This window comes from Nonomuraea sp. NPDC050691, from assembly GCF_040654455.1.
Lineage (GTDB): Bacteria > Actinomycetota > Actinomycetes > Streptosporangiales > Streptosporangiaceae > Nonomuraea.
In genome coordinates, this window is record NZ_JBFAIA010000113.1 from 1 (window position 1) to 26705 (window position 26705).

A 26705-nucleotide genomic window follows, 5' to 3' on the forward strand; every position below is an offset into this window, starting at 1 on the left:
CGGCCTCTGTGAAGGAATCGGGCTCCCGGTTGAGTACAGACGTCGATCAGGAGAGCTGAATCCGGGACTTTATGTCCCTTGAAGAGTCATTAGGTTGAGTACGCGGGGACACGATCTTCGGAGTTGTTGAAATGAGCAAGGGCCTGCGGGTTCGGTGTGGATTGCGACATCTACGCCGAGCTTTCCGGAGGCCCTCGTGTCCCACCGTAACGCCCCCTTGAGCGAGACGGGCCGGCTCCGGCTGGCACGCTGTGTCGTCGAGGACGGCTGGCCTCTGCGCCGGGCCGCCGAACGCTTCCAGGTAGCGGTGAACACGGCCAAGCGGTGGGCCGACCGCTATCGCCAGCACGGCGCAGCAGGCATGGCCGATCGCTCATCGCGGCCGCATCACAGCCCACACCGCACCGCGGCCCGGACCCAACGACGCTCCCGGGGGTCATCCACAGCTCCGCAAAGCCGCAGTCACACAACGTTACTTTGCGGCTGGTGACGCGGACCCGAGCGGGGGGCCCAGTGCTGGGCGAGGGGGACGAGGGCGATGGCGCGCTGTCTGCCAGGCAACATCGAAGTCACGGTCCCGACGCCCCGGATTTCCCGGATTGCGTGCTAATGTGCTGCATCATTAGTACATATGGGGTGGCCATGGTCGGCTGGAGTCTGGGGATCGCGTTCTACGTGGCCATCGTGGGACTGCTGCTGTACCGGGCCTTCCGCCCTCAGCGCCGCCCCGAAGTGATCGAGTGGGCCGCCGGCCATGGCCTGCGCACCACCGACCTCGACTGGGACCAGGCCAGCCGTTACCTCTACCGCAGCCGGTGCCTGCGCACCGTCGGGTTCGTCATCCCTCTCCTCGCGGGAGGCACGACGAGCATCGTCTGGGCGCTGGTCTACACCCAGCCGTCCCCGCCCTTCCCGTTCGACCTGCTGGGCCAGCCATCCTTGCTAGTGGGGTACCTGCTCGGGGCGGTCCTGGCCGAGGTGACCTGGACCCGTCCACGCACCCAGAAGGCCGCCCTCGTGCCCAGGCGGGTGGCCGACTACATCGGGCGCCCGGCGCTGATCCTCATCCGCGTCGTTGGCCTGGCCACGATCGCCGGGGGCGTGATCGGGCACTGGTTCCTCGCCGACCACATCCGCGCCGGGTTCAAGCTCGGACCTGCACCGGCGGTGACGGCGGCGGCCGTGCTGGTGACGATGGAGGCATCGCTCTGGTTCATCGTGCACCGGCGCCAGCCCGTGGGATCGGAGTCGCAGATGATGCTCGACGACGCCCTGCGCTCCACCACGATCCACCGGATGGCCGGAGCCGGCCTCGGCATGATGTTCCTGTTCCTCGGATACGAGCTGTTCCGCATCGGGGGCGGCATCGAGGGTCAGGCCCCGCGGATCATCCTGCCGTGGGCCGCGATGGCGTGCGTGTTCGTGGGCGCCCCCCTGAGCTGGCGGCGCGTCGGGCATCCTCGCCTGTGGCTGGTCAGGCGCCATGCGTCCAGCGAGGCGGCCCCGCGGACGGACACAGCCGACCGGACGGCGACATGATCCTCCATCTCGACCCCGCCTCACCGCTCCCTTCGTACGAGCAGCTGCGGGCGCAGATCGCCACGATGGCCGCCACCGGCGTGCTGCCGCCGCTGACCCGCCTGCCCAGCATCCGGCAGCTCGCCCGGGACCTGGGCCTGGCCACAGCGACGGTCGCGCGTGCCTTCCGCGAGCTCGAGCGTGACGGCGTCATCGAGACCCGCGGGCGGCACGGCACCTACGTCTGTGAGGCTTCCGGTTCCGTCCCCGCCGTGGACGCCGAGCAGCGCCTGGCCGAGGCGGCGCAGGTGTTCGCCGTCCAGGCGCGGCAGCTCGGCGTCGACGCTACCCGCGCGTTGCAGCAGGCCAGGCTGGCCCTGGAGGCGGTCGCGGGCCGTTGAAGGATCATTGATCCCGGCTTGCCTCCGCGTTGTGGTGCCGGGTACTCCCGATCAAAAACCTTGATCAGGCGCTATACCTCATGCTCGCTGGCGGGTTCGGGCGTACAAACGTGGGTCTTCGACTATTCCTAGGCAGTGTTCTGTGGATGCGGAGGTGTCGACTCGACCATCGTGCGGGCCCACCAGCACGCCGCGGGCGCCCGCAAAGCGGGAACCGTGTGACCGAAGGAGTTTCGCGGCAGGTCCGCCGTGCGGCCCGTCGCCGGGTCCGTCGCCTGATCCGTCGGGCGGTCCGTGGTGCGGCCTGCCGGTCGGTCTGTCGGGCGGTCCGTCGCACGGCCTGTCACCCAGCTCGACGGGCGGTCCGTCGCACGGCCTACCACCCAGCTCGACGTCGTACGGCCTGCCGACCCGTTCGTCGGGCGGACCGTCGGCGCTATCCGGCGTCGTCGGGACCTGACGTGTCCGTTGTGGCCGCGGCGAGGAAGCGTTCGTACACGGTGTCGTAGGCGGCGGCGAGGGCCGGGTCGCGCGGCTCGGCTTCGCGGGGCAGGACGGGCACGTCGTCGATGGACCCGCCGGCCTGCCCGGCGACGAGCGCGGCCCCCGCGCACACCGCGTCGCCCGCCCGCACCACCTCCACGGGCGGCACGGACACCGCGGCCTTGACCCGCATCCACAGCGGGATCCTGACCTGCCCGCCGAACACGACCAGCCGCTCCGCCACCGTCCCGGCCACGGCGGTGAGCTCGGCGAGCGTCCAGCGCGTGTGCAGGCAGGTGCCCTCGACGGCGGCGGCCAGCAGGTCGCCCGCCCCGTGGGCGGCGTCCAGCCCCGACAGCGTCAGCCGCCGTCGCGGGTCGGGCGCCGGGGCGGCGCGCCCGCGCAGGTACGGCTCGGCGACGATGCCCGTGGGCAGCCGCACACCCTCCAGCAGGCCGGGCAACGCGGCGTACCTGTCCCCGGCCGCGCCGGAACCGACCGCGGAGCCGGAGCTGGAGTGCGGGCCGGAGCCGGAGCCGGGGCGGGCGCCGGGGCCGAGGCCGGGGATGAGGAGGTCGAGCAGCCAATCGAGCAGTGCGCCGCTGCTGGACAGGCCGCCGACGAGCATGACGTGCCGCCCGTCGAGGGACGGATCGGCTGTGATGCCGAGGGCGAGACCGATCCGGGGGTCCGGTGGCGCGGCGGCCGGGACCATGACGGCCTCCGCCGTGCCCAGCGAGTCTCCGGCGTCTCCGGGGCGGCGGACGCCGGCGGCCCAGCAGCCCACCATGTGGTCGTGGCCGGCGATCACCAAGGGCGTCCCGGCGGTCACCCCGTCGAGGCCGGCCACCGCGTGACCGACCGGCTCCACCGCTCCGGCCACCGGCGGGAGCACTTCGGGGGTGAGGCCGGCGAGTGCGAGCAGGTCCGGGTCGTACGCGCCCTTGACCAGGTCGTAGGCGAGCGTGCGGGCGGCCAGCGTCTCGTGGGTGCGCAGCACGCCCGTGAGCGCGTGGGCCACGGCGTCGGGCGCGCCGGCCCACCAGCGCATCCGGTCCAGGACGGCGGGCTCGTGGCGGCGCAGCCACAGCCACTTGGCCAGCGGCGTCTTGGCGGTGGCGCGGTGCCCGGTGACCGCGAACAGCGTCGCCGCGTCGCGGGCCAGCTCGGCGGCCTCCTCGGCGCCCCGGGGGTCGGTCCACCAGAGGAACGGGGTCAGTGGGCGGCCGTCCGCGTCCAGCGGCATGCCGGTCTCGGCCATGCCGGTGACGCCGATCGCGTCGGGCCGGCGCCCGGCGCGGTCCGCGCACGCGGCCAGGCCCTCACGCACCGTCGCCACCATGGCGGGCAGCTCGCGCGGGGTCGGCCGGCGGACCTCGGCCAGGCACCGGCCGGTCCCGTCGTGGAAACCCACCTTCACGTGCGTCGTCCCGACGTCGACCCCGGCCAGCGTGCGCATGGCCGGAGCCTACGTGAGAGCGCGCCACACGCGCGGAACGCGCCCCACTCCCCCGCCGTCCCGCGACCGCCCGGCACACCACCGTGGGGCCGCCCGGCTCACCGCGAAGTGCCCCCGGTTTGCCGCGGCGGGGCTGCCGGTCATGTCACTGCCTTGTACGCGCGCAGGTTCGTCAGCAGCAGGTGGCAGTCCTGGAGCGAGCCGGAGGTGTCGCCGAGCGAGCGGTAGATCCCCCACTTGGGACGGACCCGGTCGCCGAGGAACGTGTCGACACCCGTCCTGACCGCGTCCACCACCGTGGCGCCGCCCTTGCGAACCGTCCAGCGCACCGCCCCGGCGCCGCCGTCCCCGATCCTGATCTCGTAGTCGATGTCGATCCACGTGTTTCGAAGCGGCGTCAGGTCGGTCCGGCCGACCAGGATGTCCGGCTCGAAGACCTTGTGCTCGATGGTCTGGGCGCCGTTCACTCGGCGCAGCGAGGTGACGGTGATGGGGCTGGTGCCCGTGCCGGGCATCTTGGTCTGGAAGATGTGGGTGAAGGTGGTCGTCGCCTTGAGCGTGGCCGGGATGTACATCGCGTACGTGACGCGCCACAGCTCCCCCGACTTCCATTTCAGGTAGCCGCCGCTCGTACGGTTGCCGGTGACCTCCTGGCGCTGCCGGTCGGTGCTGGTGTCGCGGTCGGCCGTGTGCATGGTGAAGCGGTAGTTGTTCCCGTCGGGGCGGATGTGCGGCTGCCCGGCCGGGTGGGAGTCGGCGCGGTCGTCCTCGACGGTCTCCCAGGCCTTCATGCCGTCCGAGGAGGCCGACGGCGACCACAGGAGCTGCCAGCGCATCCCGGCGGGGAGCAGGGTCGCGGCGCGTGGGTGCACTGGCTGGGGAAAGATGGGAGCTTTTCACTGTGTTCCCACAAACAGTCATGGCCGTCAACAGATCGCGGACCTTGGAGCGCTCCATTCTTTAATAAACTTTCCTAACCTGGGACTCGCTGAACGGGGGCATGGCCCGAAAGACTGGGACGATGAGCCGGGGCGCTACCGCCAAGGGTGACCTCACCGCATGCAGACGGCCGTTGATACATAGGAGGTATCTCCCCAGCAACCGGCCACGACGGCGCTCCGATCACGATGGTTGACTGTGTGACGGACACGTACCACTCACGAAGGAGACCGGTGCTGCACGTCAGCCATGCCACCGCCGCCGCGCCCGGCACCGCGAACGAGGACTACGTCATCGCCGGGCCCACCTGGATCGCGGTTCTCGACGGAGCGACGGCCCCGCGGGGCGTCGAGTCCGGTTGCGTCCACGACGTGCGCTGGCTGGTCCGCGCGCTCGCCAGGGCGGTCGCCGACCGCATCGAGGAACCATGGCCGCTGACGCGGGTCCTCAGCGAGGCCATCCACGCGACCATGCGCGCTCACGGCGACGGCTGCGACCTCGTCAACCCGGACTCGCCTTCGACCACCGTCGCCCTCGTCCGGCGCACCGGTGACCGCTTCGACTACCTCGTCCTGTGCGACTCCCCCATCGCCATCCGGCACCGGGACGGCACGATCAGCGTCGTCGCCGACGACCGTCTGGATCACCTGCCGGGCGGACACCCCTATGGCCTGGAACTGGTCCGGTCGCTGCGCAACCGGCCAGGCGGGTTCTGGGTGGCGTCCACCTCGCCGCGCGCCGCCGCCGAGGCCGTGACCGGCTCCGTCCCGGTGGCGGACGTGACGGGGATCGGCATGTTCACGGACGGCGTGACCCGGCTCGTCGAGTGGTACGGCCGCTCGTGGGGAGAGGTGGTCGGCGCCCTGGCCGAGCACGGCCCGGCGAGCCTGCTCGCTGACGTCCGCGAGGCGGAGCGGAGCCGTGGAGCGGCAAGGGGGTGGGGCAAGCTCCACGACGACGCGACCGCCGCCTGGGTGCGGCCTGTACTCGTGACCTGACGCGGGCCGTTTCGCCTGGGCCGGCCCTGCGATCGTCCCGGTGCGGCGGGAGTTCGGGCGCGCCCGGGAGCGGGTTCGCGGGCGCGCCCTGGCGAGCCGGTAGGTGTCCCGGGGGAGCTCGCGGGCACGAAGACGCACCGCACCTCGGGAGCCGCCCACGCGACGAGGCGAGACGTCGCCGTCATGCGGCTCACGAACAAAGGGCGGTTCGTGGCCGTGGCCGTGGCCGGTCAGGACGACGTCGCCCGCTCAGCTCACCGTCCGCCCCAGGAAGGCGGACAACTGGTCGATGGCGTGCGCGTCCGAGGGTGCGGGCTGTTCCGGGCCGAAGCGGCCCTCGCGCTGCCGGCCGGCCAGCTGGGTCCGGACGAAGTCCAGCGCCTGGCGTACCAGGTCGTCGGGAAGCTCGAGGGCCTGGCCGGTCGCGCGGGACAGGTCCCAGGCGTGGGTCAGCAGGTCGGAGATGCGCCAGCCGAGCCGGGTCGCTCCTGGAGTGCCGTCCATGGAGTGCTCCGGCTGGTCATACGCGGCCCGCAGGGCAGCGGCCGAGGTCCGGTAGGCGGCGACCACGTCCTCGGGGACGGGCGGTTCCTCCCCGGTCAGCATCGCGGTGAAGGCGCGGTTGACCGTGATCAGATGGGTGACCAGGTCGCGCACGGTCCACTCGGCGCAGGGGGTGGGCGCGTCCCACTGGCCGGGGCCGACACCGGCCACGAGGCGGCCGACGGCGTCCGAGGCGATCTCGAGGTGATCGACGGAGAACGGGGACATCTCAGCTCCTTCTGCCGGTGATGAGGAAGACCACCGGCGCGGCCAGGCAGAGGAACGCGGCGGCGGACAGGCTCGCCACGCTGAACCCGTGCACGGTCGCCTCGGCCACGGCGGCGGGACGGCCGGCCAGGTAGCCGGCTGTGGCCGTGCCCGCGACGGTGCTGAGCAGCGCGGTGCCGAGGGAGGCGCCCATCTGCTGCACGGTCATGACGGCGGCGCCGGCGACGGAGGTGTCGGCGCCGGCGTTGAGGGTGGCGGTGCTGTTGGCGGTGATCAGCACCCAGCCGGTGCCCAGTCCGACCAGGAAGAACACCGGGAGCACGTGCAGCCAGTAGCCGCTGTCCACGCGCAGCAGGCCGAGCAGGCCCAGCCCGGCGGCGAGGGCCAGCAGCCCTGGGGCCAGCAGGGCGCGCACCGGGGCCCGGGACACCAGCCGGCCGACCGTCCGCGCGCCGAGCATGAGGCCCGCGGTGAGCGGGAGGAAGGCCAGGCCGGCGCGGACGGGCGGGTAGCCGAGCACGTTCTGCAGGTAGAAGGTGAGGAAGAACAGCGCGGCGAACATCCCCACCGCGAGGCTGAGCACCGCCAGGTAGGAGCCGCCACGCTGGCGGTCGAGGATCACCCGCAGGGGCAGCAGCGGATGCCGTACCCGGTGCTGGACCCACGCGAAGACGGCCAGCAGCAGGACTCCCGCGGCCAGCGGGCCGAAGGTGACACCCGCCCCCCAGCCGTCGGTCTCGGCCCGCGAGAAGCCGAACACCAGCGCCATCAGGCCTGCGGTGACCAGCAGGGCGCCCACCACGTCCACGCGTGGCCTGGTTCCGGCTGGCGCGGGACGGACCGCGTAGAGCACGCCCGCGCCGGCCACCAGGGCGATGGGCACGTTCACGTACATGCACCAGCGCCAGTCCAGGTACTCGGTCAGGACGCCGCCCAGGAGCACGCCCAGGCCGGAGGAGCTGCCCATCACCGTCCCGTACACGCCGAAGGCCTTGCCCCGCTCGGCGGGCAGCGAGAAGGAGGCGGCCAGGGTGCCGAGGACGGCAGGCGTCAGCAGGGCACCGAAGGCGCCCTGCATGCCGCGGGCGGCCAGCAGCATCGCCGGCCCGGTGGCCGCGCCGCCCAGGGCGGAGGCCAGGGCGAAGCCGGCCAGCCCGATCAGCAGGCTGCGGCGGCGGCCCAACAGGTCCGAGAGCCGGCCGCCCAGGAGCAGCAGGCCGCCGTAGCACAGGGCGTAGGCGGTGATCACCCACTGGCGGCTGGGGTCGGCCATGTTCAGCGCTCGCTGGGCCGAGGGCAGCGCGATGTTGACGATCATCATGTCGATCCCGACCATGAGCTGGGCCGTGGCGACCGTGGCCAGCGCCCACCAGCGGCGCTGGTCGGGAAGCGGAGGATCGGAGGAGAGCCGGGCGGAGCCGACTGTCGCGGTCATGGCATACCTCGGGAAGTTGATTGGCCGACCCAACGTTGGCTCGACCAACGGTAGCAGTAATCCGTGGGACGGGCCAACGGTAAACTCGGTCCATGGAGCCGGCACCCGCCCGCCTGCGCGGCAAGCCCAGTTGGTTGATCAACAAGACGTCGCTGCATGCGCAGCGCCTCATCGGCGAGGTGCTGAACCCCCTCGACGCCCGCGGCTACCACTTCGCGATCCTGGCCGCCCTGGAGGAGTTCGGACCCGCCAGCCAGATCGCCATCGGACAGCGCTGCGGCATCGACCGCAGCGACACCCACGCCACCGTGAACGAGCTCGCCGACCAGGGGCTGATCGTGCGCGCACCCGACCCCGCGGACCGGCGCCGCAACGTCATCACTCTGACCCCGGCCGGGCAGCGGCGGCTCGAGCAGCTCGACACGATCCTGACCGGCGTGCAGGAGGAGCTCCTGTCGGCACTGTCGGAGGCGGAACGCGGGCAGTTCCTGGAGCTGTTGAGACGGGTCTTCGATCACGCGACCCGGCGGTCGTCCTGAACCTGGTCGCGGGCTCGCGCGACGAACGTGTCGGTGCGATTCTCGCCGGCGCAGGTGCGCGAAGGTCTCGGCATCCGCTCACCGGCGGGACGAGCACGGACTTCGCCGGACCTCGAGGCCGACCCGTGCGCGAACATCCTGGCGACGATCGGTCGATGGCCTCAAGCCACGCCATTCCTATGTGCACGGTGACGCGCTGACGCGTCAGGACCAGGTTGCGCATCTCCCGGTCGAGGCCGAAAGTAGTCGCCGCAGGTCAAGGCCCCGTTCCGCACCGGAGGCGATCTGCCCCGCTCCCCCACCCTGAGCGGGGAGCGGGGCGACAAGGCCCCTGGTCAGCGGGCGGAGAAGGCGACGGCTGTCGTGGAGGCGATCAGGGTGGTCACCACCACCATGACGAGCACCGACCCAAGCGGGCTGCGGCGCTTGTGTGCCGGGGCGGCCAGCTTGCGTGGCGGGTGGACGGCCACGCGGGTGGGCGTGGGCTCCGGTGTCGGCTCCGCCTTCGGTGAGGTGGTCGGGGAAGGCTCCGGCGCCTGGGCTCGTACGGTCTGACGCGCCGGTGTGTGGACAGGCGCCGAACTCCGCACCGGGGCCGGGCTCCGTGTGGGCGCGGGGCGGCGCGTCGGGGTCACTCGTGGCGTGGGGGTACGGGTCGGGGCGACAGTGGGCGACGGGGTGAGGGCGGGCGTCGGCTTGACCGTCGGGGTGGGGGCGGGCTGGGCCCGGGCACGGCCGCAGGACCCGATCTCGACGCTCACCACGGGCGGCACGTCCACGCAGACCGGTCCGGGGGGCGGCCCGCAGGAGCCGATGTGCACGAGGGCCACCGGCAGGTCGGCGCACACGGCCAGCCCGCTGTTCCTCCGGCCGTCTCCCTCGTCGTCGTCCACCGGGCCGGCCCCCACTCGTACACCTGCGATGTCGAGGATCGGCTCCCCGCCGTCGTCCGCGCGCCGCGCCCCGTCCGCAGCCCCCTTCGCGCCCGAGGTCGCTTCCCGACCCGAGACCTCCTGCGCACCCAAGCTCGCCCCCCAGCCCGATGTCTGCTGCGTGTCTTGCTGGCCTGAGGTTGCCTGCGGGCCCCACGATCCGGTCGCGGCGTCGCCACCGGCTGGACCTCGGCTGTGACCGTCTTCCGAGACTCCCCTCATCGAGAGACCGCCGGCAGCCCCGCGACCATCCTCAGGGGACCTGGTCAGGGCCATGACCGCTCTCCCCGGGAGGGCACGTGTCGCGGGGCCGCCGGCGAGCGGAGCCTCGGTCGCGGACGGGGAAGGGGCGGCCGTGGCCGGGGCGCCCACGTACAAGGCCAGCAGCATGCCGGCCAGGAGGAGCGGTGTGCGCCGGACACCCACGGTCACACGCCTCCGCCGATGCGGGCGAACTCCTGCAGCGCCGCCTTGAACGCGTCCGGCCCCACCGCCAGCGGCCCCGCGAACACGTGCGAGATGTCCCACGTCAGGTACGTGCCGAAGCCCAGCATCGCGGCCATCGCCGCGAGCGGGGCGAGGGCCATGCCGCGCGGCCGGGCTCCGGCCAGGAACGGGAAGACGATGACCACGATCCCCGTCAGGATCGTCAGGACGAGCAGGCCGGGCGGAGGTGTGGAGGCGGCGTCGGCGGCGCGTTGCGAGCGGGCGGCCGACACGGCGGCCACGTGGTCGAGCACGGCGTCCTTGGCGTCCTTGGCGTCGTCGTCGTCCGTCGCGATGGCGGCGATGCGGGCACGCAGGGCGTCGAGCCGCTCGGTGCCGACCGGGTGCATGCGCCCCTGCTCCATCGCGGGCCACTCGTCGCCGACCACGAAGGTGACGTAGTCGCGCAGCCCGGCGCGGACGAGGCCGGGGGCGGTGCCGGGCAGGGCGGAGGCGGCCCAGTAGGCGTCGACGGCGGCCTGGCTCTCGGTCTGGGCGTTCTGCCGGGCGGCGTCGGCGGTGGTCCACGGCACGATGACGGCGATCGCGAAGACCAACAGGAACAGCGCCGACAGCATCGCGCCCGCATGGCCCGCCGAGGGGCCGTCGGGCTGGCGGTCTTCCTCGCCGCGGCCCGTCATTCTGTACACGAGCGCGGTGAGCGCCACCACGCCCACCGCCGCCGCGATCGCGAGCGCGTACGCCACCATAACGATCTCCTGTCGCCTGCCGGATACGGAACGTCACTTGACTATCACAATCCGCGTTCAAAGATGAAGTCGTGATAACCGGAAGGCAGGGATCGGCGGCGCTTCGGGGGCCGCGACGGCCGGATCGACGCCCGGCGAGGCCGTGCGCGGCGCGCGGCTGGACGGATCGACCGCGACGCCGTTCTGACTGCGCCATTCGTCCAGGGGCGTTCTCGTTGTCAGGAGAAGAGCAGGATCATGCCGCGCGTGGAGAACAACCTTCTGAACGGCCGCAGGTTCGTCATGGTGAGCTCGACCGCGAGCGCGGTGGACCCCGAGCAGCCCACCGCGTTCCGGTACTGGGAGTCCGACGGGGTGGTGTGGGGCGACTACGACGGCGACACCGTCACGCTGGGACGTTTCGTCGGCAGCCGCGAGGGCGACGTCGTGACCATCTCGTACGTCCACGCGCTCAAGGCGGGCGGCAGGGCCGGCGGCCAGAGCGTCAGCCGGCTCGAACGCGAGGACGACGGGCGGCTGCGCCTGGTCGAGGAGTTCCAGTTCGAGGGGGACGACACGCGGCACGTGAGCGTGTGCACCGAGGTGCCGTCCACCCCCTGACCGGCCGGGATGCCGTCCACCCCTGACCGGCCGGGATGCCGTCCCCCCCCTGACCGAAGGTCAGCCGTCCTTGCGGAGGGCCGCCCGGCCCTCCGCCGCGCCGACGAAGCGCATCTTGCCCAGGGGCACGTCCTCCTGCGTCTCCTGCGACATCCGCCGGGCCGGCCGTGGCGCGCGGGCGTCGCGGTCGCTCGGCAGCACGTACGGCCGCTGGAGCACCTCGTCCAGGATGAACACCGTCTCGGTGGCCTTGACGGCCGGGATGTTGGCCAGCCGGTCCGTCACCATGGCGTGGACCTCGGCCACGTCGGCCATCCGCACCTGGATCATGGCGTCGTGCTGCCCGGTGGTGATCGCGCAGTACTCGACCTCCGGCATGCGGGCCAGCTCGGCCCGGAACTGCCGCCACATCTGCTGCCGCACGGTGACGAAGATCAGGGCGGTGATGCCCAGACCGGTGCGGACGTGGTCGATCTCGGCTGTGAACCGCTTGATGACGCCGTCCGCGCGCAGCGCCTCGAAGCGGGTGTAGGCGTTGGCGCGGGAGATGCCCACCCGCTCGGCCAGCGCCGACACCGAGATCCTGCCGTTCTCGCGCAGGATCTCAAGGATCTTCATGTGGACGGAGTCCAGCTCAAGGCCGATGCCGATCCGTCCAGACGGGCCGCCAGCGCCGCCACCATTCCTGGAAATATCACTCATTGCTACCCCTTGCCTATTTATATACGTCTCGGCGACCACACAGCTCCTGGACGTTCTGCCGGACAATCCTGGACACCTTTCGACTGATCGTCCAACTGGAGGACCCTATGGCGACCCGCTCGCAGACGGCGGCCGTACTGCTCGCCGGTGCACTCGCTCTCGCCGCCTGCGGCAGCGGCGGCTCCGGGAAGAGCAACGGCGGCTCCACCGCGCAGGGCGGCGGCAAGACGCTGGTCATCGACACCTCGTTCGACCTCAAGACCGCCGACCCCGGGCGCACCTACGAGCCGACCGGGCTGATCATCGGCAAGGCCGCGTACGAGACGCTTCTCACGTTCGAGGGCGCCGACGTGACCAAGCCGGTCCCGGCGCTGGCCGAGTCCTACGAGCTGTCGGAGGACGGCAAGGTCCTCACGCTCAAGCTGAAGAAGGGCGCCACGTTCGCCGACGGCTCGCCCGTCACGGCCGACGACGTGGTGTTCTCGCTGACCCGCGTGCGCGACATGAAGGGCACCCCGTCCTTCCTGCTGGACGGCGTCGAGGTGGCCAAGACCGACGACTCGACCGTCACGCTCACCTCGAAGCAGGCCAACCCGGCGCTGCCGTACATCCTGCCGAACCCCGCGCTCGGGATCCTCAACAGCAAGCTCGCCAAGTCGCACGGCGCCACCGCCGACCCGCAGGACAAGGCCGAGCAGTACCTGAACGCCTCCTCCGCCGGCTCGGGCCCGTACCAGATCGAGTCGTTCAACGTGAGCAGCCAGGTGGTGCTCAAGAAGAACGACAAGTACTACGGCGCCAAGCCGTTCTACGACAAGGTCGTCATCCGCAACGTCGAGGCCGCCACGCAGAAGCTCAACGTGCAGCGCGGCGACAGCCAGGTGGCGCTCAACCTGTCGGGCGACCAGGTGACCGGCATGCCGGCGAACCTCACGGTCAAGAAGACCGCCTCGGCCAACGTCATCTTCCTGTTCGCCAACCAGGACTCCGGCATCAGCAAGACCACGCCGAACGCCAAGTTCGTCGAGGCCGTGCGCAAGGGCGTCGACTACGCGGGCCTGCTGGAGCTGGCCGGTGAGGGCGCGACGCAGACGCCGGGCGTGATCCCGTCGCAGCTGCTCGGCGCGCTGGGCGCCGACCAGGCGGCCAAGCGGGACGTCGAGGGGGCCAAGGCGGCGCTGGCGGCCAGCGGCCTGACCAACCCGACGGTCAAGCTGGAGTTCCCGAGCGAGCTGACGGTGAACGGCCTGTCGTTCCAGCCGCTGGCCGAGCGGATCCAGGCCAACCTCAAGGAGGTCGGCATCACCGTGGACCTCCAGCCGGCGCCGGTCACCACGGCCCTGGACAACTACCGCAACGGCAAGGAGGAGATGGGCCTGTGGTACTGGGGCCCGGACTACCCCGACCCGAGCGACTACCTGGCGTTCCTGCCGGGCAAGACGGTCGGCCTGCGGGCCGGCTGGAAGGACGGCGCGGACAAGACGGTCTCGGCCGCCGGTGACAAGGCCGCGGCGGCGGTCGGCGAGGACGCGCGCAAGCAGGCGTACGCCGACATGCAGAAGCAGCTCAACGCCTCCGGCCCGTTCGTGCCGCTGATCCAGCCGAGCCAGAACATCGTGACCGCCGCGTCCGTCACCGGCCTGGAGTACCACCCGGTGTGGACGGTCGACGTCGCCGACCTGACCGGTAAGTGAGGCTCGTGACGTGTCGGCCATGACGTCCGCCAAGGACGCCGCGGACCCCGGGGGCGCCGGTGACGCCACGCCCCCGGTCCGGCGCAGGCGGGGCGGGCACCCGCTCGCCCGCTTCCTGATCCGGCGGATCCTGACCGCCGTGCTGCTGGCCTGGGGCATCACGCTGGTGACGTTCGTGCTGACGAACATGGTGCCGGGCGACCCGGTGGCCGCCAACCTCGGCCAGCGGGCGCTCGGCGACCCGGCCATCGTGGCGCAGTGGCGCGCCGAGCACGGCCTGGACAAGCCGTTGTGGGAGCAGTACGCGCTGTACCTGCGCGGCCTCGTCCAGGGCGACTTCGGCGTCAGCCAGCAGAGCCACCGGCCGGTCGCCGAGGACCTGGCGCAGTTCGTGCCGGCGACGCTGGAGCTGGCGGGCGCGGCGATCGCCGTGTCGCTGGTGCTGGGCGTGGCCTTCGGCGTGGTCGCCGCGCTGCGCCGTGACCGGCTGCCGGACCACGTGCTGCGGGTGGTGAGCCTGGTGGGCATCTCGGTGCCGACGTTCTGGCTGGCGCTGGTGGCGTTCTACGTGTTCTTCTACCGGCTGCAGATCACGCCCGGCAGCGGCCGGGTGGACCCGACGATCGGCGAGGCGCCGGCGGTGACCGGGCTGCAGACGGTGGACGCGCTGATCGCCGGCCGGTGGGACGTGTTCGCCTCCGCCGTCGGCCATCTGATCACCCCCGCGCTCGTGCTGGCGCTCTACACCATCGGCCTGCTGACGCGGTTCACCCGCTCGGCGGTGCTGGAGGTGCTGGGGCAGGACTACGTGCGGGCGGCCCGCGCCAAGGGGCTGCCCGGCCGGGTGATCCTGTTCCGCTACGTGCTGCGCTCGGCGCTGGTGCCGGTCATCACGGTGGCGGGCCTGGCGTTCGGCAGCCTGCTGTCCGGCACCGTGCTGGTCGAGGCGATCTTCGCCTGGCCGGGGGTCGGCCAGTACGCCTACAAGAGCGCCACCACCCTCGACCTGCCCGCCGTCATGGGCGTCGGCCTGGTCGTGGGCGTGGTCTACCTCGTCATCAACCTGATCGTGGACGTGCTGTACGGCGTCATCGACCCGCGTGTGAGGCTCCAGTGAAACGGGATCCCCTGGCCCGCAAGGGCCTGCTCGGGCGGCTGCCCGAGGCGTGGCGGCAGCCGCTGGCCGTCGTGGGCGGCCTGGTCGCGCTGGTCTGGCTGGTCGTCGCGCTCGCGGCGCCGCTGCTGGCGCCGCACGACCCGCTCGCGCAGGAGCTGCCGCGCCTGGCCCCGCCCGGTCCCGGGCACTGGTTCGGGACCGACCAGCTCGGCCGCGACATCCTCAGCCGCGTCCTGTACGGCGCGCGGGTGTCGATCCCGCTGACGCTGGTGCTGGTGGCGCTGTCGGTGCTGATCGGCGGCCTGCTCGGCGCCTGCGCCGGCTACTTCGGCCGGTGGGTCGACGAGACGATCATGCGGGTGGCGGACCTCGTGTTCGCCTTCCCCACGGTCATCCTGGCCATGGTGGTGGCCGCGGCGCTGGGCGCGAGCCTGGTCAACGCGGTGCTGGCCGTGCTGGTCGTGGCCTGGCCGGCCTACGCCCGCGTCACCCGAGGCCTGGTGCTCGGGGTGCGGGAGCGGGAGTTCGTGCTGAGCGGGCGGCTGCTGGGCTTCTCGGCCTGGCGGTCGATGCGCGTGGACGTGCTGCCGAACGTCACCGGCCCGATCCTGGTGCTGGCGACGCTGGACATCGGCACCGCGCTGCTGCTGCTGTCGGGCCTGTCGTTCCTCGGCCTGGGCGCCAAGCCGCCGTCGCCCGAGTGGGGCGCCATGGTGGCGGGCGGCGTCGAGGTGTTCGACAGCTGGTGGGTCGCGACGTTCCCGGGCCTGGCGATCCTGACGGTGGTGCTCGCGTTCAACTTCCTCGGCGACACCCTGCGCGACGCCCTCGACCCGCGTACGGCCCGCGCCATCAAGGAGCGTGCGCTGTGAGCACCGATAAGACCACGTTGGACATCACCGGCCTGAAGGTGACGATCGGCGGCAGGGAGATCCTGCGCGGCGTGGACCTGTCGCTGCAGGAGGGCCGGGTCCACGGCCTGGCCGGGGAGAGCGGCTCCGGCAAGACCATGACCGGCCTGGCCGTGCTCGGTTTGCTGCCGCACGGCGCGCGGGCCACCGGCCGGATCGCGCTCGGCGAGCGCGACCTGCTGACGCTGCCGCCCCGGGAGCTCAACAAGGTGCGCGGCGGCGAGGTGGCCATGGTCTTCCAGGACCCGGCCACGAGCCTGCACCCCATGCTGTCGGTGGGCAGGCAGCTCACCGAGCACATGCGCCACCACCTCAGGCTGGACAAGCGGGAGGCGCGGGCCCGGGCGGTGGAGCTGCTCGGCAAGGTGCGCATCCCGGGCGCCGAGGAGGCGTACGGCCGCTTCCCGCACCAGTTCTCGGGCGGCATGCGCCAGCGCATCGCGATCGCGATCGCGCTGGCCTGCTCGCCCCGGGTGCTCATCGCCGACGAGCCGACGACCGCGCTCGACGTGACCGTGCAGGCCGGCGTGCTGCGGCTGCTGCGCGGGCTGTGCGACGAGCTGGGGCTGGCGGTGCTGCTGGTCACCCACGACCTCGGGGTCATGTCGGCGATCGCCGACGAGGTCAGCGTGATGAAGGACGGGCTCGTCGTCGAGACGGGGCCGCGCGGCAAGGTGCTGCGGGAGCCGTCGCACGCCTACACCCGCTCGCTGCTGGACTCGCTGCCTGGGGAGACCGCATGACGCTGGAGATCAAGGACCTGGTGGTCGAGCACCGCTCCCCCGGCCGTCCGGTGGTGCGGGCCGTGGCGGGGGCCAGCCTCACGGTGCGGCCCGGCGAGGTCGTCGGGCTGGTCGGCGAGTCGGGGTGCGGCAAGTCGACGCTGGCGCGCGCGGTGTGCGGGCTGAACCCGGTCACCGAGGGGTCGATCACGTTCGAGGGCGTGCCGGTCACGCCGCTGGGGCTGCGCCGCCGCACGCTGACGGGCGTCCAGATGGTGTTCCAGGACCCGTACGCGTCGCTGAACCCGCGCCGGCGCGTCGGCGACCAGATCGCCGACGGCCTGCGCACCGCGCGTGACGGCGAGACGGACCCGGCCGACCTGCTGGAACGGGTGGGGCTGCCGCGCGAGTTCGCCGGGCGGCACCCGCACGAGTTCTCGGGCGGCCAGCGGCAGCGGATCGCGATCGCGCGGGCCCTGGCGGCCCGGCCGCGGATGCTGATCGGCGACGAGCCGATCTCCGCGCTGGACGCCTCGGCACAGGCGCAGGTCGCCACGCTGATGCGGGACCTGGCGGTGGACTCGGGCGCGGGGCTGCTGTTCATCAGCCACGACCTGTCGGTGGTGCGGCTGATCGCCGACCGGATCGCGGTCATGTACCTGGGCCGGATCGTCGAGATCGGCGACACGGCCGAGGTGTGGGACAACCCCCGTCACCCGTACACGCAGGCGCTGCTGCGGGCGATCCCCAAGCCGGACGGCATGGGCGTGCTGCCGGAGGAGCTGCCCGGGGACGTGCCCGACCCGGCCGCGCCGCCGGAGGGGTGCCGGTTCCATCCGCGCTGCCCGTTCGCGATGGACGTGTGCCGGGTGAAGGAGCCCGAGCCGGGCCCGGTGGCCTGCTGGCTGCACGAGCCCGCGTGACGGCGGACGGGGAACGCGTCGCCGGGGAGCTCGTCACCGGGGAACTCGTCACCGGGGGCGGGCGGCTCGCGGCGGCGCGGGCCGCCATGGCCGCCGCGGGGGTGGACGCGCTGGTGCTGCGCCCGTCGCCCGACTTCCGGTTCCTCGGCGGCGCGGGCGACGGGTTCCTGGTCGTCACAGCCGAGGTGTGCGAGGAGACGGGCGATCCGGACGCGCTGGTCCCGGCCGGGGCGCGGCGGGTCGGGGTGGACCCGGAGATGCGGGTGCGCGAGCTGTTCGGGCTGTCGCTGGAGGCGGAGCTCGTGCCGGCGGCGGCCGTGCTGGCCCCGTTGCGGCTGCGCAAGGAGCCGGACGAGGTGGGGGCGGTGACGCGGGCGGCCCGGGCGGTCGCGGCGGTGCTGGCGCGGGCCCGGGAGCTGGCCTGGTTCGGCGCGACCGAGCGGGCGATGGCGCGGCGGCTGGCCGCGATGCTGCTGGAGTCCGGCTGCGAGGAGATCCTGTCGGTGGTGGTCGCGGCGGGCGAGCACACCGCCCGGCCGTCGCACCGGCCCGGCGACCGGGTGATCAACCCGGGGGACGCGCTGCACGTGTCGCTGTGCGGGCGGTGGGCGGGGTACTGCGCGGAGGTGGCGCGGGTCTTCGCGGTCGCGGAGCCGCCGGAGGACTTCGAGGCGATGTACTCGGTGGTGCTCGCCGCGCACGCCGCGGCCCGCCGGGCGGTACGGCCGGGGGTCACGGCCTCGGAGGTGGCAGCGGCCGCGCGCGAGGTGATCGACGGCAGCGGCTACGGCCGGTTCGCCGCCCCGCACGCGGGGAGAGGGGTCGGCCTGAGCCACCAGGAGGGGCCATGGCTGCGGGCGGGCGACGACACGCCCCTGCAGGCGGGGATGACGCTGTGCGTGGAGCCGGCGATCTACGTGCCGGAGCTGTTCGGGGCGCGGGTGGCGGACGTGGTGGTGTGCGGGCCGGGCGGCGCGGCGGCCCTGGACGCGGGGACGATCGCGGGCGGAGAGGCAGGTGTCTGGACGGGGGCCGACGCCCGCGGGGGGCTGGGCGTCGTGGCCGGCGGGCTGGACGTGGCGGGGGTGCTGTGGGTGCTGGACCGCTGAAGGTGCCCGGTCATGGATGTCGTGGATGTAGGGCCACCGGACCGTGACCCTGATGTACGGTTCTATGCAACCGTGCCGGATAAATCATCTTTAAGGTTGTATGGGTGTTGTTTGAGAAGGGATGGGCGGCGTCCCCCCTGCGGTGGCTGATGGACACCCTGGGACATGCCCAGATGGAACGGATGGCGGGCGAGCCCGGCCTGCTGGCGGCGGTGGACCAGCACGCGGCGGCGCTCCGCGACACGATCGCGCTCGACCGCGAGTCGCTCGGCGACTACCTCCTGGGCTTCGCCGACGAGCTGCGGCACCTCGGCTGGACCTTCCGCGACGAGCCGGACGCCGTCTCCCTTCGGCTGACCGCCATCTGCTGGCTCACCCGGGAGCTGGGCCTGCTGGCCGACGAGTCCCCCGCCTAGCGTCCCCCGTCGGCGGGCCGCGCGAGCGCCGGGCCCGGGCGCGCCACGTGTGCGCACCCGAACCCAGGAGTCGTCATGCGCCCCGCCCGGAGGCGCGGGTCAGACGTCGCGGCCGGGGTCGGGGCCGAGGCCGCCGCCCCTCGGGTCTCCTTCCGTCCACGGACGGTCCTCGCCGGTGCGGCCGGTCGGCCCCTGCCCCGCGGGCCTGCCCGGTTCCATGGGCTGACCGGGAGGCATGGGCTGGGCGGACGGAGGGGTGCGGCCCATCTCGCCCGCCTGCTCGGCACGCGGCGGCGCGCCGGCCGTCTCGGGCGTCCTGGCGGCCTCCGTCTCCGGGGCCATCCGCTGGGCGTCCTCGCGTCCGCGCTGGTACGCCTCGGCCTGCGCCCGCGCCTGCGGCGCCTGGCTCTCCATGCGGGCGAGCCAGCGGTCCCACCGCTCCTGCATCGGCCGCACCATGCCGCCGCCGACGCCGATCGCGATGATGGCGCCGATGGTCGCGAGCACGGTGATGAGCACCGGCGTGGTGACCGTGGTGGCGACGCCGATCTGGTTCAGGGCGGCGATGATGCCCAGCGCCCAGATGAACACGGAGGCGGCCGTCGCGAGCCACCGGCCGTACGAGAGTCCGCCCAGCATGCTGGCCAGGAGATCGCGGACGGCGGCGGCGATGGCGCCGGCCACCACCACGATGATGATCGCCACGACCGCCTTGGGCAGCCAAGCCACCACACCGGTCAGCAGCGCCGAGATCGGATTGGGCCCGAACACGCTGAAGGCGATCTGCAGCGTGACCAGGATGATCGCGTAGTAGATGAGTTTGGCGACCAGACTGCTGGCGTCGTAGCGGCTGCGCTCCATCACTCGCCCCATGCCGCTGCGCTCCACCGCACGGTCGAAGCCCACCCGCTCCAGGATCTTGTCGACGACCTTGGCCAGCAGCTTGGCGATCAGCCAGCCGATGACGAGTATGACGATGAAGGCGACCAGCCTGGGGACGAACGTGGCGATCTGCCGGAAGACGTCCGTCAGGCCTTGGCCGATGTTGATGTCCACGGTTTCCTCCTTCGAGGATCCAACGCAAAGGCACTACCCAAGACCGGACATTTCACGCACTCTCCGCAACGGATCATGCGCCCACCGCCATATCGGACATCGAATGCGCAGGTCAAGCCATTCTCGCCGTCATCTCACGGTGTGTAATCGGCGATCGCGAAGGGTAATGATCAGGTCATGCTGCGGATCGGCGTCTCGGGCATGCAGGGCTCGGCGGACATGGTCATCTGCGGGTGGCGCGACGGCCGGCCGGGCCGGCTCCGCACCGGCGTCAAGCTGATCTTCGAGGCGGGCGGCGTCGTCCCGCGTCTGCCGGGGCTGCGTACCGGCACCCGGATGGCCCGCGGCGCCGAGGCTATCGCCCGGGAGCTGCGTGACGGCGTGGACGTGGTGCTCACCGCGCCCGGCGACCCCGCCGCGGTGGTCGTGGCGGCGGGCATGTGGCACTACGGCTGGACGAGCGAGGACGTGGGGGCGCTGGCGGGCGCGACGGTCGCGGGCCTGGCCCTGGCCGGGCAGCGCGCGCCCTGCGTCATGGAGATCCGCCGCGACGGCGGCGCCGCGCTCGACGGCGACGTGAAGGTGGACGCGGTGCTGGCCTGCCTGGCCGCCCGCTTCCGGGCGGGCCGCTACCCGACGCCGGTGGTGACGGTCCTGCTCGACTCGGTACGGCTCAGCCAGGAGGCGCCGTGCCGCGTCCGCATCGCCCCCTGCGCGGGCGAGCCCGCCCACGCCCGGTAGCGGCGGGAGCCCGGCCGCGGCGCCTACCGTAGGACGCCTACCGTAGGACGGGGTGGCCCCGCGCGCCGGGCGCCCTCCGGCCAGGACCATCACCCGCGGAGCAGGGAGACAGCGTGAAGATCACTGGAGTTGAGCTGCGGCGGATCGCCATGCCGCTGGTGGCGCCGTTCCGCACGTCGTTCGGCACCGAGACGGCCCGCGACGTGCTGCTGGTCCGGGTCGTCACACCCGACGCGGAGGGCTGGGGCGAGTGCGTGGCGATGTCCGAGCCGCTCTACTCCTCCGAGTACGTGGACGGCGCGGCCGAGGTGATCCGCCGTTTCCTGCTGCCCGCGCTGCCGCCGTCCCCGGACGTCCACGCCGTGGGCCGCGCCCTGGAGCCGATCAAGGGGCACCGCATGGCCAAGGCGGCCCTGGAGACGGCCGTGCTCGACGCGCAGTTGCGCGCGTCCGGCGAGTCGTTCGGCCGCTTCCTCGGCGCGGCGCGCGACCGGGTGCCCTGCGGCGTGTCGGTCGGCATCATGGACTCCGTCCCGCGCCTGCTCGACGCCGTCGAGGGCTACCTCGGCGAGGGGTACGTGCGGATCAAGCTGAAGATCGAGCCCGGCTGGGACGTGGAGCCGGTCCGGGCGGTGCGCGAGCGCTTCGGCGACGACCTGCTGCTCCAGGTCGACGCGAACGCCGCCTACACGCTGGTGGACGCCCCCCGCCTGGCCCAGCTCGACGCGTTCGACCTGCTGCTGATCGAGCAGCCGCTGGCCAACGACGACCTCGTGCAGCACGCCCGCCTGGCGCGGCGGCTGCGCACCCCGATCTGCCTGGACGAGTCGATCGAGTCGGCCGAGCACGCCGCCGCGGCGATCGAGCTGGGCTCCTGCTCGATCGTCAACATCAAGCCGGGCCGGATCGGCGGCTACCTGGAGGCCCGGCGCATCCACGACCTGTGCCGGGCCCACGGCGTCGCGGTGTGGTGCGGCGGCATGCTGGAGACCGGGCTCGGCAGGGCCGCGAACGTGGCGCTGGCCGCCCTGCCCGGCTTCACGCTGCCGGGCGACACCTCGGCCTCGCGCCGCTACTACGCCACCGACATCACCGAGCCGTTCGAGCTGAGCGACGGCCACCTGGACGTGCCCACGGGGCCCGGCCTGGGCGTGGACCCGCTCCCGTCGATCCTCGACGAGGTCACCACCTCCACGGAGTGGATCCCGCTGTAGGCCGCCGCCACCGGGAGGCCGGGAATAACCGGTTGCCGGGCGGTGCTGAGCGCCGTCACCATGGTCGTCATGTTCCGGCACGCCTCCTTCGCGACGCCCGCCACCGCGGGCGCTTCGCGGCGTGTCCGCGACGGACTGGAGCGCTGACCTCTTCCCGTGCGTCCGAGTGACCCGGCGGGGGGAGGTCGACGGCCCCACGGGTCACCACCGGGACTCCAGGCTTCAAGGAAGGCATCATGGCCAAGCAGGCCTACGTGCGGAACAAGCCGCACCTCAACATCGGCACGATGGGACACGTCGACCACGGCAAGACCACGCTGACCGCCGCCATCACGAAGGTGCTCGCCGAGCGCGGGCAGGCCACGTACACGCCGTTCGAGCGGATCGACCGCACCCCGGAGGAGCACTCCAGGGGCATCACGATCAACATCTCGCACGTCGAGTACGAGACCGCCACCCGGCACTACGCCCACGTGGACATGCCGGGCCACGCCGACTACGTGAAGAACATGATCACGGGTGCGGCGCAGCTCGACGGCGCCATCCTCGTCGTGTCGGCGCAGGACGGCATCATGCCGCAGACGCGGGAGCACGTGCTGCTCGCCCGGCGCGTCGGTGTCGAGCACCTCGTCGTCGCCGTCAACAAGGCCGACGGGGCCGACCCGGAGCTGACCGAGCTCGTCGAGCTGGAGCTGCAGGAGCTCCTGGAGGGCCACGGCTACCGGGACGTCCCGATGGTGCGGGTGTCCGGGCTGCGGGCGCTGGAGGGCGCCGTGGAGTGGACGGCGTCCATCGACGCGCTGCTGCGGGCCGTGGACGAGCACGTCCCCGTGCCGGTCCGGTACGTGGACGCGCCGTTCCTCATGCCGGTCGAGAACGTGCTCACCGTCACCGGGCGGGGCACGGTCGTCACCGGCGCCATCGAGCGGGGCACCGTCACCGTGGGCGACACGGTGGAGGTGGTCGGCCTCGGCGACGGCCTCACCGCGGTGGTGACCGGGGTGGAGACGTTCGGCCGGACGATGGAGCGGGGCGAGGCCGGGGACAACGCCGCCGTCCTGCTGCGCGGGGTGCGCCGCGAGCAGGTGCGGCGGGGCATGGTCCTGGCCGCGCCCGGCAGCCAGCGGGCGCACCGGTCGTTCACCGCCCGGCTCCACCTCCTCACGGCCGAGGAGGGGGGCCGGCGGCGGCCGGTCGCGCCGGGGTACCGGCCGCAGTTCTATCTGCGGACCACGGACGTGCCCGGTGAGCTCGCGCTGAACGGGCCGGCCGAGCCGGGCCAGACCGTCGAGGCGCGGGTCGAGCTGGGCAAGGCCGTCGCGGTCGAGCCGGGGCTCGGCTTCGCGATCCGCGAGGGCGGCCTGACCGTCGGCGCGGGCACGGTGCTCGCCGTCCCGGACTGAGGCGCCGTCCTGGCACACGGAGCACCCGGAAGCGGACCTGTGGTCGCTTCCGGGCGTCCGTCCTGGGTAGGGGGTGTCCATGGCTAAGCTCATGGACAAGCTGCGCGGGTACCTGCGCAGCCCTCAGGGTCAGCAGACGATCGAGAAGGCCAAGCGGATGGCGAGCGATCCGCAGAACCAGGCGAAGGCTCGCCGGTTCCTGGACAAGCTGCGCACCAAGCGGCACTGAGCCGGGAAGACCCGGGGCCCCGCGCGAGGGCCCCGGGTTCCGGACGGCTCAGACCGGGTCGAAACGCAGCCGGAACGCGGCCGGCGCGGCGCGCAGCTCGTAGGCGGGCAGCGTGCCGGGACCGCAGCTCGCCGTGCCGACGCCCTGCTGGGCGAGGTCCAGGTTGACGTGGACCCGGTCGCCGGGCACGAGGTCGGGCCGGTGGCGGGCGCGTTCGAGGTCGGCCGTGGCCCACCGCCGGGCCGTGAGCCCGAACACGGGATCACCCGACACCCGCACGCCCCGCCCGCCGGGGCCGGTCAGCGTGGCCCAGCGGACCTCCGCCCGGTGCCCGTTCTCCTGGGGGCGCACGTACGGGGTCTGCATGGCGTCCACGGTCGCCGACCAGCGGCCGACCCGGGCCGCCATCCCGGTGTCGGGGTACGCCTCACCGGGGCCGCGGCCGAACCAGGTGACGTCGCCCAGGTCGCCGGGGAGCGTCATGACGACGCCGAGCCTGGGGATCGGGCCGGTCCACTCGCCGTCGGGTTCGACCTCGACGGTGAGGACGAGGCCGTCGCCGTCGGCGTCCCAGCGGTAGGTGACGCGCATGCCGAGGTCGGTCGCGGCGGGGGCGACCCGCGTCCGCACGGCCAGGCCCGGCCCCTCGTCCACGCGGGTCACCTGGTCCACCCGGTGGGTGAGCCGGTGCAGGCCGGTCGCCCGCCAGGCGGCGGCGAGCCCGCCGTAGCGGTCGTTGTCCGTGGGCGCCCGCCACAGCTCCAGGCGCGGCCCGTCCACGTCGAGCCCGAACAGCCGCACGAGGTGGCCGCGGGCGTCGAACCGCCCGCCCCCGACGGCGAACTCCCCTGCGGCGATCTCCTCGGCGGCGCCGCCCGCCGCCGCACCCGTCCCCATCCCCGGCACGCCCGGGGAGACGGCCGGGGACAGGCGGGTCTGGCCCCACGCCACCTCGTGCCCCGCCTCCGCCCACGGCTCGTCGCCGGCGAGGACGGCGCGCACGGTGAGCCACCGCTCCCCCTCGCCCGGCGGCGCGGCGGGCAGCTTGACCTCGCCGCCCTCGGCGGGCACGTCGAGCGTGAAGCGCGCCACCGGCTCCCCGTCCGCCTCCACCGTGGCGAGGAACTCCAGGTGCGACAGGTCGCGGAAGCCGTACATGTTGAGGACCCGCACGACGCCGTCGTCGAAGGTGAAACGGACCGGCTCGAAGACCTTCTTCAGGTCCAGCAGCCCCGGCGACGGCGTGCGGTCGGGGAAGACGAGCCCGTCGATGACGAAGTTGCCGTCGTGGACCGGCTCGCCGTAGTCGCCGCCGTAGGCGTAGCCGAACTCGGGGTGGGCGAGGCCGTGGTCGATCCACTCCCACACGAAGCCGCCGGCCAGCCGCGGGTACTTCTCGAACAGCTCCTGGTATTCGGCCAGGCCGCCGGGGCCGAGTCCCATCGCGTGGGCGTACTCGCACTGCATGAACGGCATCGCGCGCCGCCGCGCGTCGAGCTCCGGGTCGGGCAGCGGGTCCTCGACGCCGCGGCCGATCGCCTCGACCTCGGCGTGGCCCGCGTACATCCGCGAGTACACGTCGGCGTTCGCGCACGACCAGTCGCCCTCGTAGTGGATCGGCCGGGACGGGTCGCGCTCGCGCGTCCAGCCGGCCATGACGGCGAGGTTGCGGCCGACCCCCGCCTCGTTGCCGAGCGACCACATGATGACGCTCGGGTGGTTCTTGTCCCGCTCGACCATGCGGCGCATGCGGTCGAGGAGCGCCTCCTCCCAGCGCGGGTCGTCGGTGGGGTTGGCGCGCCAGCCGACCTGGCCGAAGCCGTGGGTCTCCAGGTCGCACTCGTCCACGACCCACAGGCCCAGCTCGTCGCACAGGTCGAGGAAGGCCGGGTGGGGTGGGTAGTGGCTGGTGCGGACGGCGTTGACGTTGTGCCGCTTCATCAGCAGGATGTCCTGCCGCATGGTCTCGTACGGCACGGCGCGCCCGTGCTCCGGGTGGAACTCGTGCCGGTTCACGCCCTTGAGCAGCAGCGGCCGGCCGTTGGCGAGCAGGACGCCGTCCTCGATGGCGACGGTCCGGAAGCCGACGCGCAGCCGCACGGTCTCCTCCGGGCAGGCCACGACGGCGTCGTAGAGGCGCGGCGTCTCGGCGGACCACGGCTCCACGTCCACGATGACCGGCGTGCCGGGCTCCAGGCCGTCGATGCCCAGTTCGGGCACGCTGAGCCGGCCGGGGCCGTCGAAGCTCAGGCTCCCCCGGCCGGTGCCGGCGTCGTAGGAGGCCCGGACGAACACATCGGCGGTGGAGCGGGTGAGCGTGACGTCCCGGAAGATACCGGGAAGCCACCACATGTCCTGGTCCTCGAGGTAGCTGGCGGCCGACCACTGGTGGACGCGGACGGCCAGCACGTTGCGGCCGGGCCGCAGGTACGGGCCCGCGTCGAACTCGGCCGGCAGCCTGCTGCCGGTGGTGAAGCCCAGCTCGTGGCCGTTGAGCCAGACCCGGGCGTACGACTCGACGCCCTCGAGGCGCAGCCGGCCGCCGCTCCATCCCTCGGGCAGGTCGAAGGCGCGGCGGTAGTCGCCGGTGGGATTCTCGGTGGGGACGTGCGGCGGGTCGATCGGGAAGGGGTACACGACGTTGGTGTAGGCCGGGGCGCCGTGGCCGTGCAGCGGCCAGTGCGACGGCACGGGCAGCTCGTCCCACGCGGAGTCGTCGTGGCCGGGGTCGGCGAAGTCCTCCGGCACGTCGGCCGCGGGTGACAGGCGAAAGCGCCACGTGCCGTTGAGGTCGAGGGAGGGCGCGTCGGAACGCAGGGCTGCCCGGGGCGCGAGGCGGCCCGAGCCGGGAGTGAAGCGTGCGAGATCCATCGCCGCCTCAGCCTAGAGGTTCCGGCCTGTTTCGTCAGCGATGAGTTTTCCGTGCCTGATTGAGGCGTGCCCGATTGCGCCCTATTCGACGGATCCATGCTTGATTTTGAGCGTAAGTGTTGCTTGGGCTTGGGAGGGAATCTGTCGGTCTGCCGGGTCTTGGCTTCGGCCGGACATCCCCGCAAGGTGGGACGGAGGGATCCGGACGACGAGGGAGCACATGGTGGGCACGGCCGCCGGCGACACCCGTACGACCGCCAGGGACGAGGCCGGCGGCGAGCCGGCGCGTCTCGTCGCCGCGCTGCGCGCGGCGGGGTGCGGCGAGG

At 72.9% G+C, this 26705-nt stretch carries 25 protein-coding genes and 1 pseudogene; 17 read left to right on the forward strand and 9 right to left on the reverse strand.

The window, feature by feature from the left end; genetic code table 11:
• Window positions 1–196: 196 nt before the first annotated feature.
• From AB0H81_RS30410 to AB0H81_RS30420, 3 genes and pseudogenes are all read left to right on the forward strand, one after another.
• Window positions 197–427, forward strand: a pseudogene (locus AB0H81_RS30410) (leucine zipper domain-containing protein); the annotation flags it as partial.
• Window positions 428–642: 215 nt separating this feature from the next.
• Complete coding sequence (locus tag AB0H81_RS30415; protein WP_358381410.1) at window positions 643–1539, forward strand: hypothetical protein; 897 nt, start codon at window positions 643–645, stop codon at window positions 1537–1539.
• On the forward strand, window positions 1536–1919 hold the full coding sequence (locus tag AB0H81_RS30420) for a GntR family transcriptional regulator (RefSeq protein ID WP_358381412.1): 384 nt from the start codon (window positions 1536–1538) through the stop codon (window positions 1917–1919). Before AB0H81_RS30415 ends, AB0H81_RS30420 begins: the two co-directional genes overlap by 4 nt.
• Window positions 1920–2355: 436 nt before the next feature.
• On the opposite strand, the gene AB0H81_RS30425 is transcribed toward AB0H81_RS30420, so the two are convergent.
• Window positions 2356–3861: an FGGY family carbohydrate kinase gene (locus tag AB0H81_RS30425; protein WP_358381414.1), complete on the reverse strand. Its 1506-nt coding sequence runs from the start codon at window positions 3859–3861 to the stop codon at window positions 2356–2358.
• A 140-nt stretch (window positions 3862–4001) separates the two neighbouring features.
• Entirely contained in the window at window positions 4002–4733 is a 732-nt protein-coding gene (locus AB0H81_RS30430; protein WP_358381416.1) for a hypothetical protein, read from the reverse strand.
• Window positions 4734–5033: 300 nt separating this feature from the next.
• Between AB0H81_RS30430 and AB0H81_RS30435 the strand changes: the two genes are divergently transcribed.
• Entirely contained in the window at window positions 5034–5798 is a 765-nt protein-coding gene (locus AB0H81_RS30435; RefSeq protein ID WP_358381418.1) for a protein phosphatase 2C domain-containing protein, read from the forward strand.
• Between the two features lie 249 nt (window positions 5799–6047).
• Here the strand turns inward: AB0H81_RS30435 and AB0H81_RS30440 are convergent, their stop codons facing one another.
• Both AB0H81_RS30440 and AB0H81_RS30445 read right to left on the reverse strand, forming a co-directional pair.
• Entirely contained in the window at window positions 6048–6569 is a 522-nt protein-coding gene (locus tag AB0H81_RS30440) for a TIGR03086 family metal-binding protein (protein WP_358381420.1), read from the reverse strand.
• Window position 6570: 1 nt separating this feature from the next.
• The gene (locus AB0H81_RS30445) at window positions 6571–8004 is read right to left on the reverse strand and encodes an MFS transporter (RefSeq protein WP_358381422.1); all 1434 of its coding nucleotides are present in this window, start codon (window positions 8002–8004) and stop codon (window positions 6571–6573) included.
• A gap of 92 nt (window positions 8005–8096) precedes the next feature.
• On the opposite strand from AB0H81_RS30445, the gene AB0H81_RS30450 reads away from it, so the two are divergent.
• Window positions 8097–8543, forward strand: coding sequence for a MarR family winged helix-turn-helix transcriptional regulator (locus AB0H81_RS30450; protein WP_358381424.1), 447 nt, complete (start codon window positions 8097–8099; stop codon window positions 8541–8543).
• Between the two features lie 335 nt (window positions 8544–8878).
• Here AB0H81_RS30450 and AB0H81_RS30455 read toward each other — a convergent pair whose 3' ends face one another.
• Window positions 8879–9451 (reverse strand): hypothetical protein, encoded by a 573-nt coding sequence (locus AB0H81_RS30455; RefSeq protein ID WP_358381426.1) that lies wholly within the window; start codon window positions 9449–9451, stop codon window positions 8879–8881.
• Between the two features lie 452 nt (window positions 9452–9903).
• Window positions 9904–10671 carry a DUF4239 domain-containing protein gene (locus AB0H81_RS30460; protein ID WP_358381428.1) on the reverse strand — a complete coding sequence of 256 codons (768 nt, stop codon included), beginning with the start codon at window positions 10669–10671 and terminating at the stop codon, window positions 9904–9906.
• A gap of 246 nt (window positions 10672–10917) precedes the next feature.
• Between AB0H81_RS30460 and AB0H81_RS30465 the strand changes: the two genes are divergently transcribed.
• A complete protein-coding gene (locus AB0H81_RS30465; protein WP_358381430.1) occupies window positions 10918–11271 on the forward strand; it encodes a hypothetical protein in 354 nt (117 codons plus the stop codon).
• A gap of 60 nt (window positions 11272–11331) precedes the next feature.
• On the opposite strand, the gene AB0H81_RS30470 is transcribed toward AB0H81_RS30465, so the two are convergent.
• Entirely contained in the window at window positions 11332–11973 is a 642-nt protein-coding gene (locus tag AB0H81_RS30470; RefSeq protein WP_358381432.1) for an Lrp/AsnC family transcriptional regulator, read from the reverse strand.
• A gap of 107 nt (window positions 11974–12080) precedes the next feature.
• Between AB0H81_RS30470 and AB0H81_RS30475 the strand changes: the two genes are divergently transcribed.
• From AB0H81_RS30475 to AB0H81_RS30505, 7 genes are all read left to right on the forward strand, one after another.
• Window positions 12081–13667, forward strand: coding sequence for an ABC transporter substrate-binding protein (locus AB0H81_RS30475; RefSeq protein ID WP_358381434.1), 1587 nt, complete (start codon window positions 12081–12083; stop codon window positions 13665–13667).
• A gap of 19 nt (window positions 13668–13686) precedes the next feature.
• Window positions 13687–14784, forward strand: a complete 1098-nt coding sequence (locus AB0H81_RS30480) for an ABC transporter permease (RefSeq protein ID WP_358381436.1) — start codon at window positions 13687–13689, stop codon at window positions 14782–14784.
• Window positions 14781–15656 carry an ABC transporter permease gene (locus AB0H81_RS30485; protein ID WP_358381438.1) on the forward strand — a complete coding sequence of 292 codons (876 nt, stop codon included), beginning with the start codon at window positions 14781–14783 and terminating at the stop codon, window positions 15654–15656. The genes AB0H81_RS30480 and AB0H81_RS30485 overlap by 4 nt, the downstream gene beginning before the upstream one ends.
• Entirely contained in the window at window positions 15653–16438 is a 786-nt protein-coding gene (locus tag AB0H81_RS30490) for an ABC transporter ATP-binding protein (protein WP_358381440.1), read from the forward strand. Before AB0H81_RS30485 ends, AB0H81_RS30490 begins: the two co-directional genes overlap by 4 nt.
• Window positions 16435–17340 carry an ABC transporter ATP-binding protein gene (locus tag AB0H81_RS30495; protein ID WP_358381442.1) on the forward strand — a complete coding sequence of 302 codons (906 nt, stop codon included), beginning with the start codon at window positions 16435–16437 and terminating at the stop codon, window positions 17338–17340. The genes AB0H81_RS30490 and AB0H81_RS30495 overlap by 4 nt, the downstream gene beginning before the upstream one ends.
• A complete protein-coding gene (locus AB0H81_RS30500; RefSeq protein WP_358381444.1) occupies window positions 17337–18449 on the forward strand; it encodes a M24 family metallopeptidase in 1113 nt (370 codons plus the stop codon). The genes AB0H81_RS30495 and AB0H81_RS30500 overlap by 4 nt, the downstream gene beginning before the upstream one ends.
• 104 nt (window positions 18450–18553) lie before the next feature.
• Window positions 18554–18865: a DUF6401 family natural product biosynthesis protein gene (locus AB0H81_RS30505; RefSeq protein WP_358381446.1), complete on the forward strand. Its 312-nt coding sequence runs from the start codon at window positions 18554–18556 to the stop codon at window positions 18863–18865.
• Window positions 18866–18964: 99 nt separating this feature from the next.
• On the opposite strand, the gene AB0H81_RS30510 is transcribed toward AB0H81_RS30505, so the two are convergent.
• Window positions 18965–19921: a hypothetical protein gene (locus tag AB0H81_RS30510; RefSeq protein ID WP_358381448.1), complete on the reverse strand. Its 957-nt coding sequence runs from the start codon at window positions 19919–19921 to the stop codon at window positions 18965–18967.
• A gap of 177 nt (window positions 19922–20098) precedes the next feature.
• Here AB0H81_RS30510 and AB0H81_RS30515 point away from each other — a divergent pair, with 177 nt between their 5' ends.
• The 4 genes from AB0H81_RS30515 (at window position 20099) to AB0H81_RS30530 (ending at window position 23508) form a co-directional block, all read left to right on the forward strand.
• Window positions 20099–20662 carry an acyclic terpene utilization AtuA family protein gene (locus AB0H81_RS30515; RefSeq protein WP_358381450.1) on the forward strand — a complete coding sequence of 188 codons (564 nt, stop codon included), beginning with the start codon at window positions 20099–20101 and terminating at the stop codon, window positions 20660–20662.
• A 113-nt stretch (window positions 20663–20775) separates the two neighbouring features.
• The gene (menC, locus tag AB0H81_RS30520; RefSeq protein ID WP_358381452.1) at window positions 20776–21876 is read left to right on the forward strand and encodes an o-succinylbenzoate synthase; all 1101 of its coding nucleotides are present in this window, start codon (window positions 20776–20778) and stop codon (window positions 21874–21876) included.
• 236 nt (window positions 21877–22112) lie between these two features.
• Entirely contained in the window at window positions 22113–23279 is a 1167-nt protein-coding gene (gene tuf, locus AB0H81_RS30525; RefSeq protein WP_358381454.1) for an elongation factor Tu, read from the forward strand.
• Window positions 23280–23358: 79 nt separating this feature from the next.
• Window positions 23359–23508, forward strand: a complete 150-nt coding sequence (locus AB0H81_RS30530; RefSeq protein WP_358381456.1) for a hypothetical protein — start codon at window positions 23359–23361, stop codon at window positions 23506–23508.
• A 48-nt stretch (window positions 23509–23556) separates the two neighbouring features.
• Here AB0H81_RS30530 and AB0H81_RS30535 read toward each other — a convergent pair whose 3' ends face one another.
• On the reverse strand, window positions 23557–26379 hold the full coding sequence (locus AB0H81_RS30535; RefSeq protein WP_358381458.1) for a glycoside hydrolase family 2 TIM barrel-domain containing protein: 2823 nt from the start codon (window positions 26377–26379) through the stop codon (window positions 23557–23559).
• Window positions 26380–26705 lie beyond the last annotated feature (326 nt).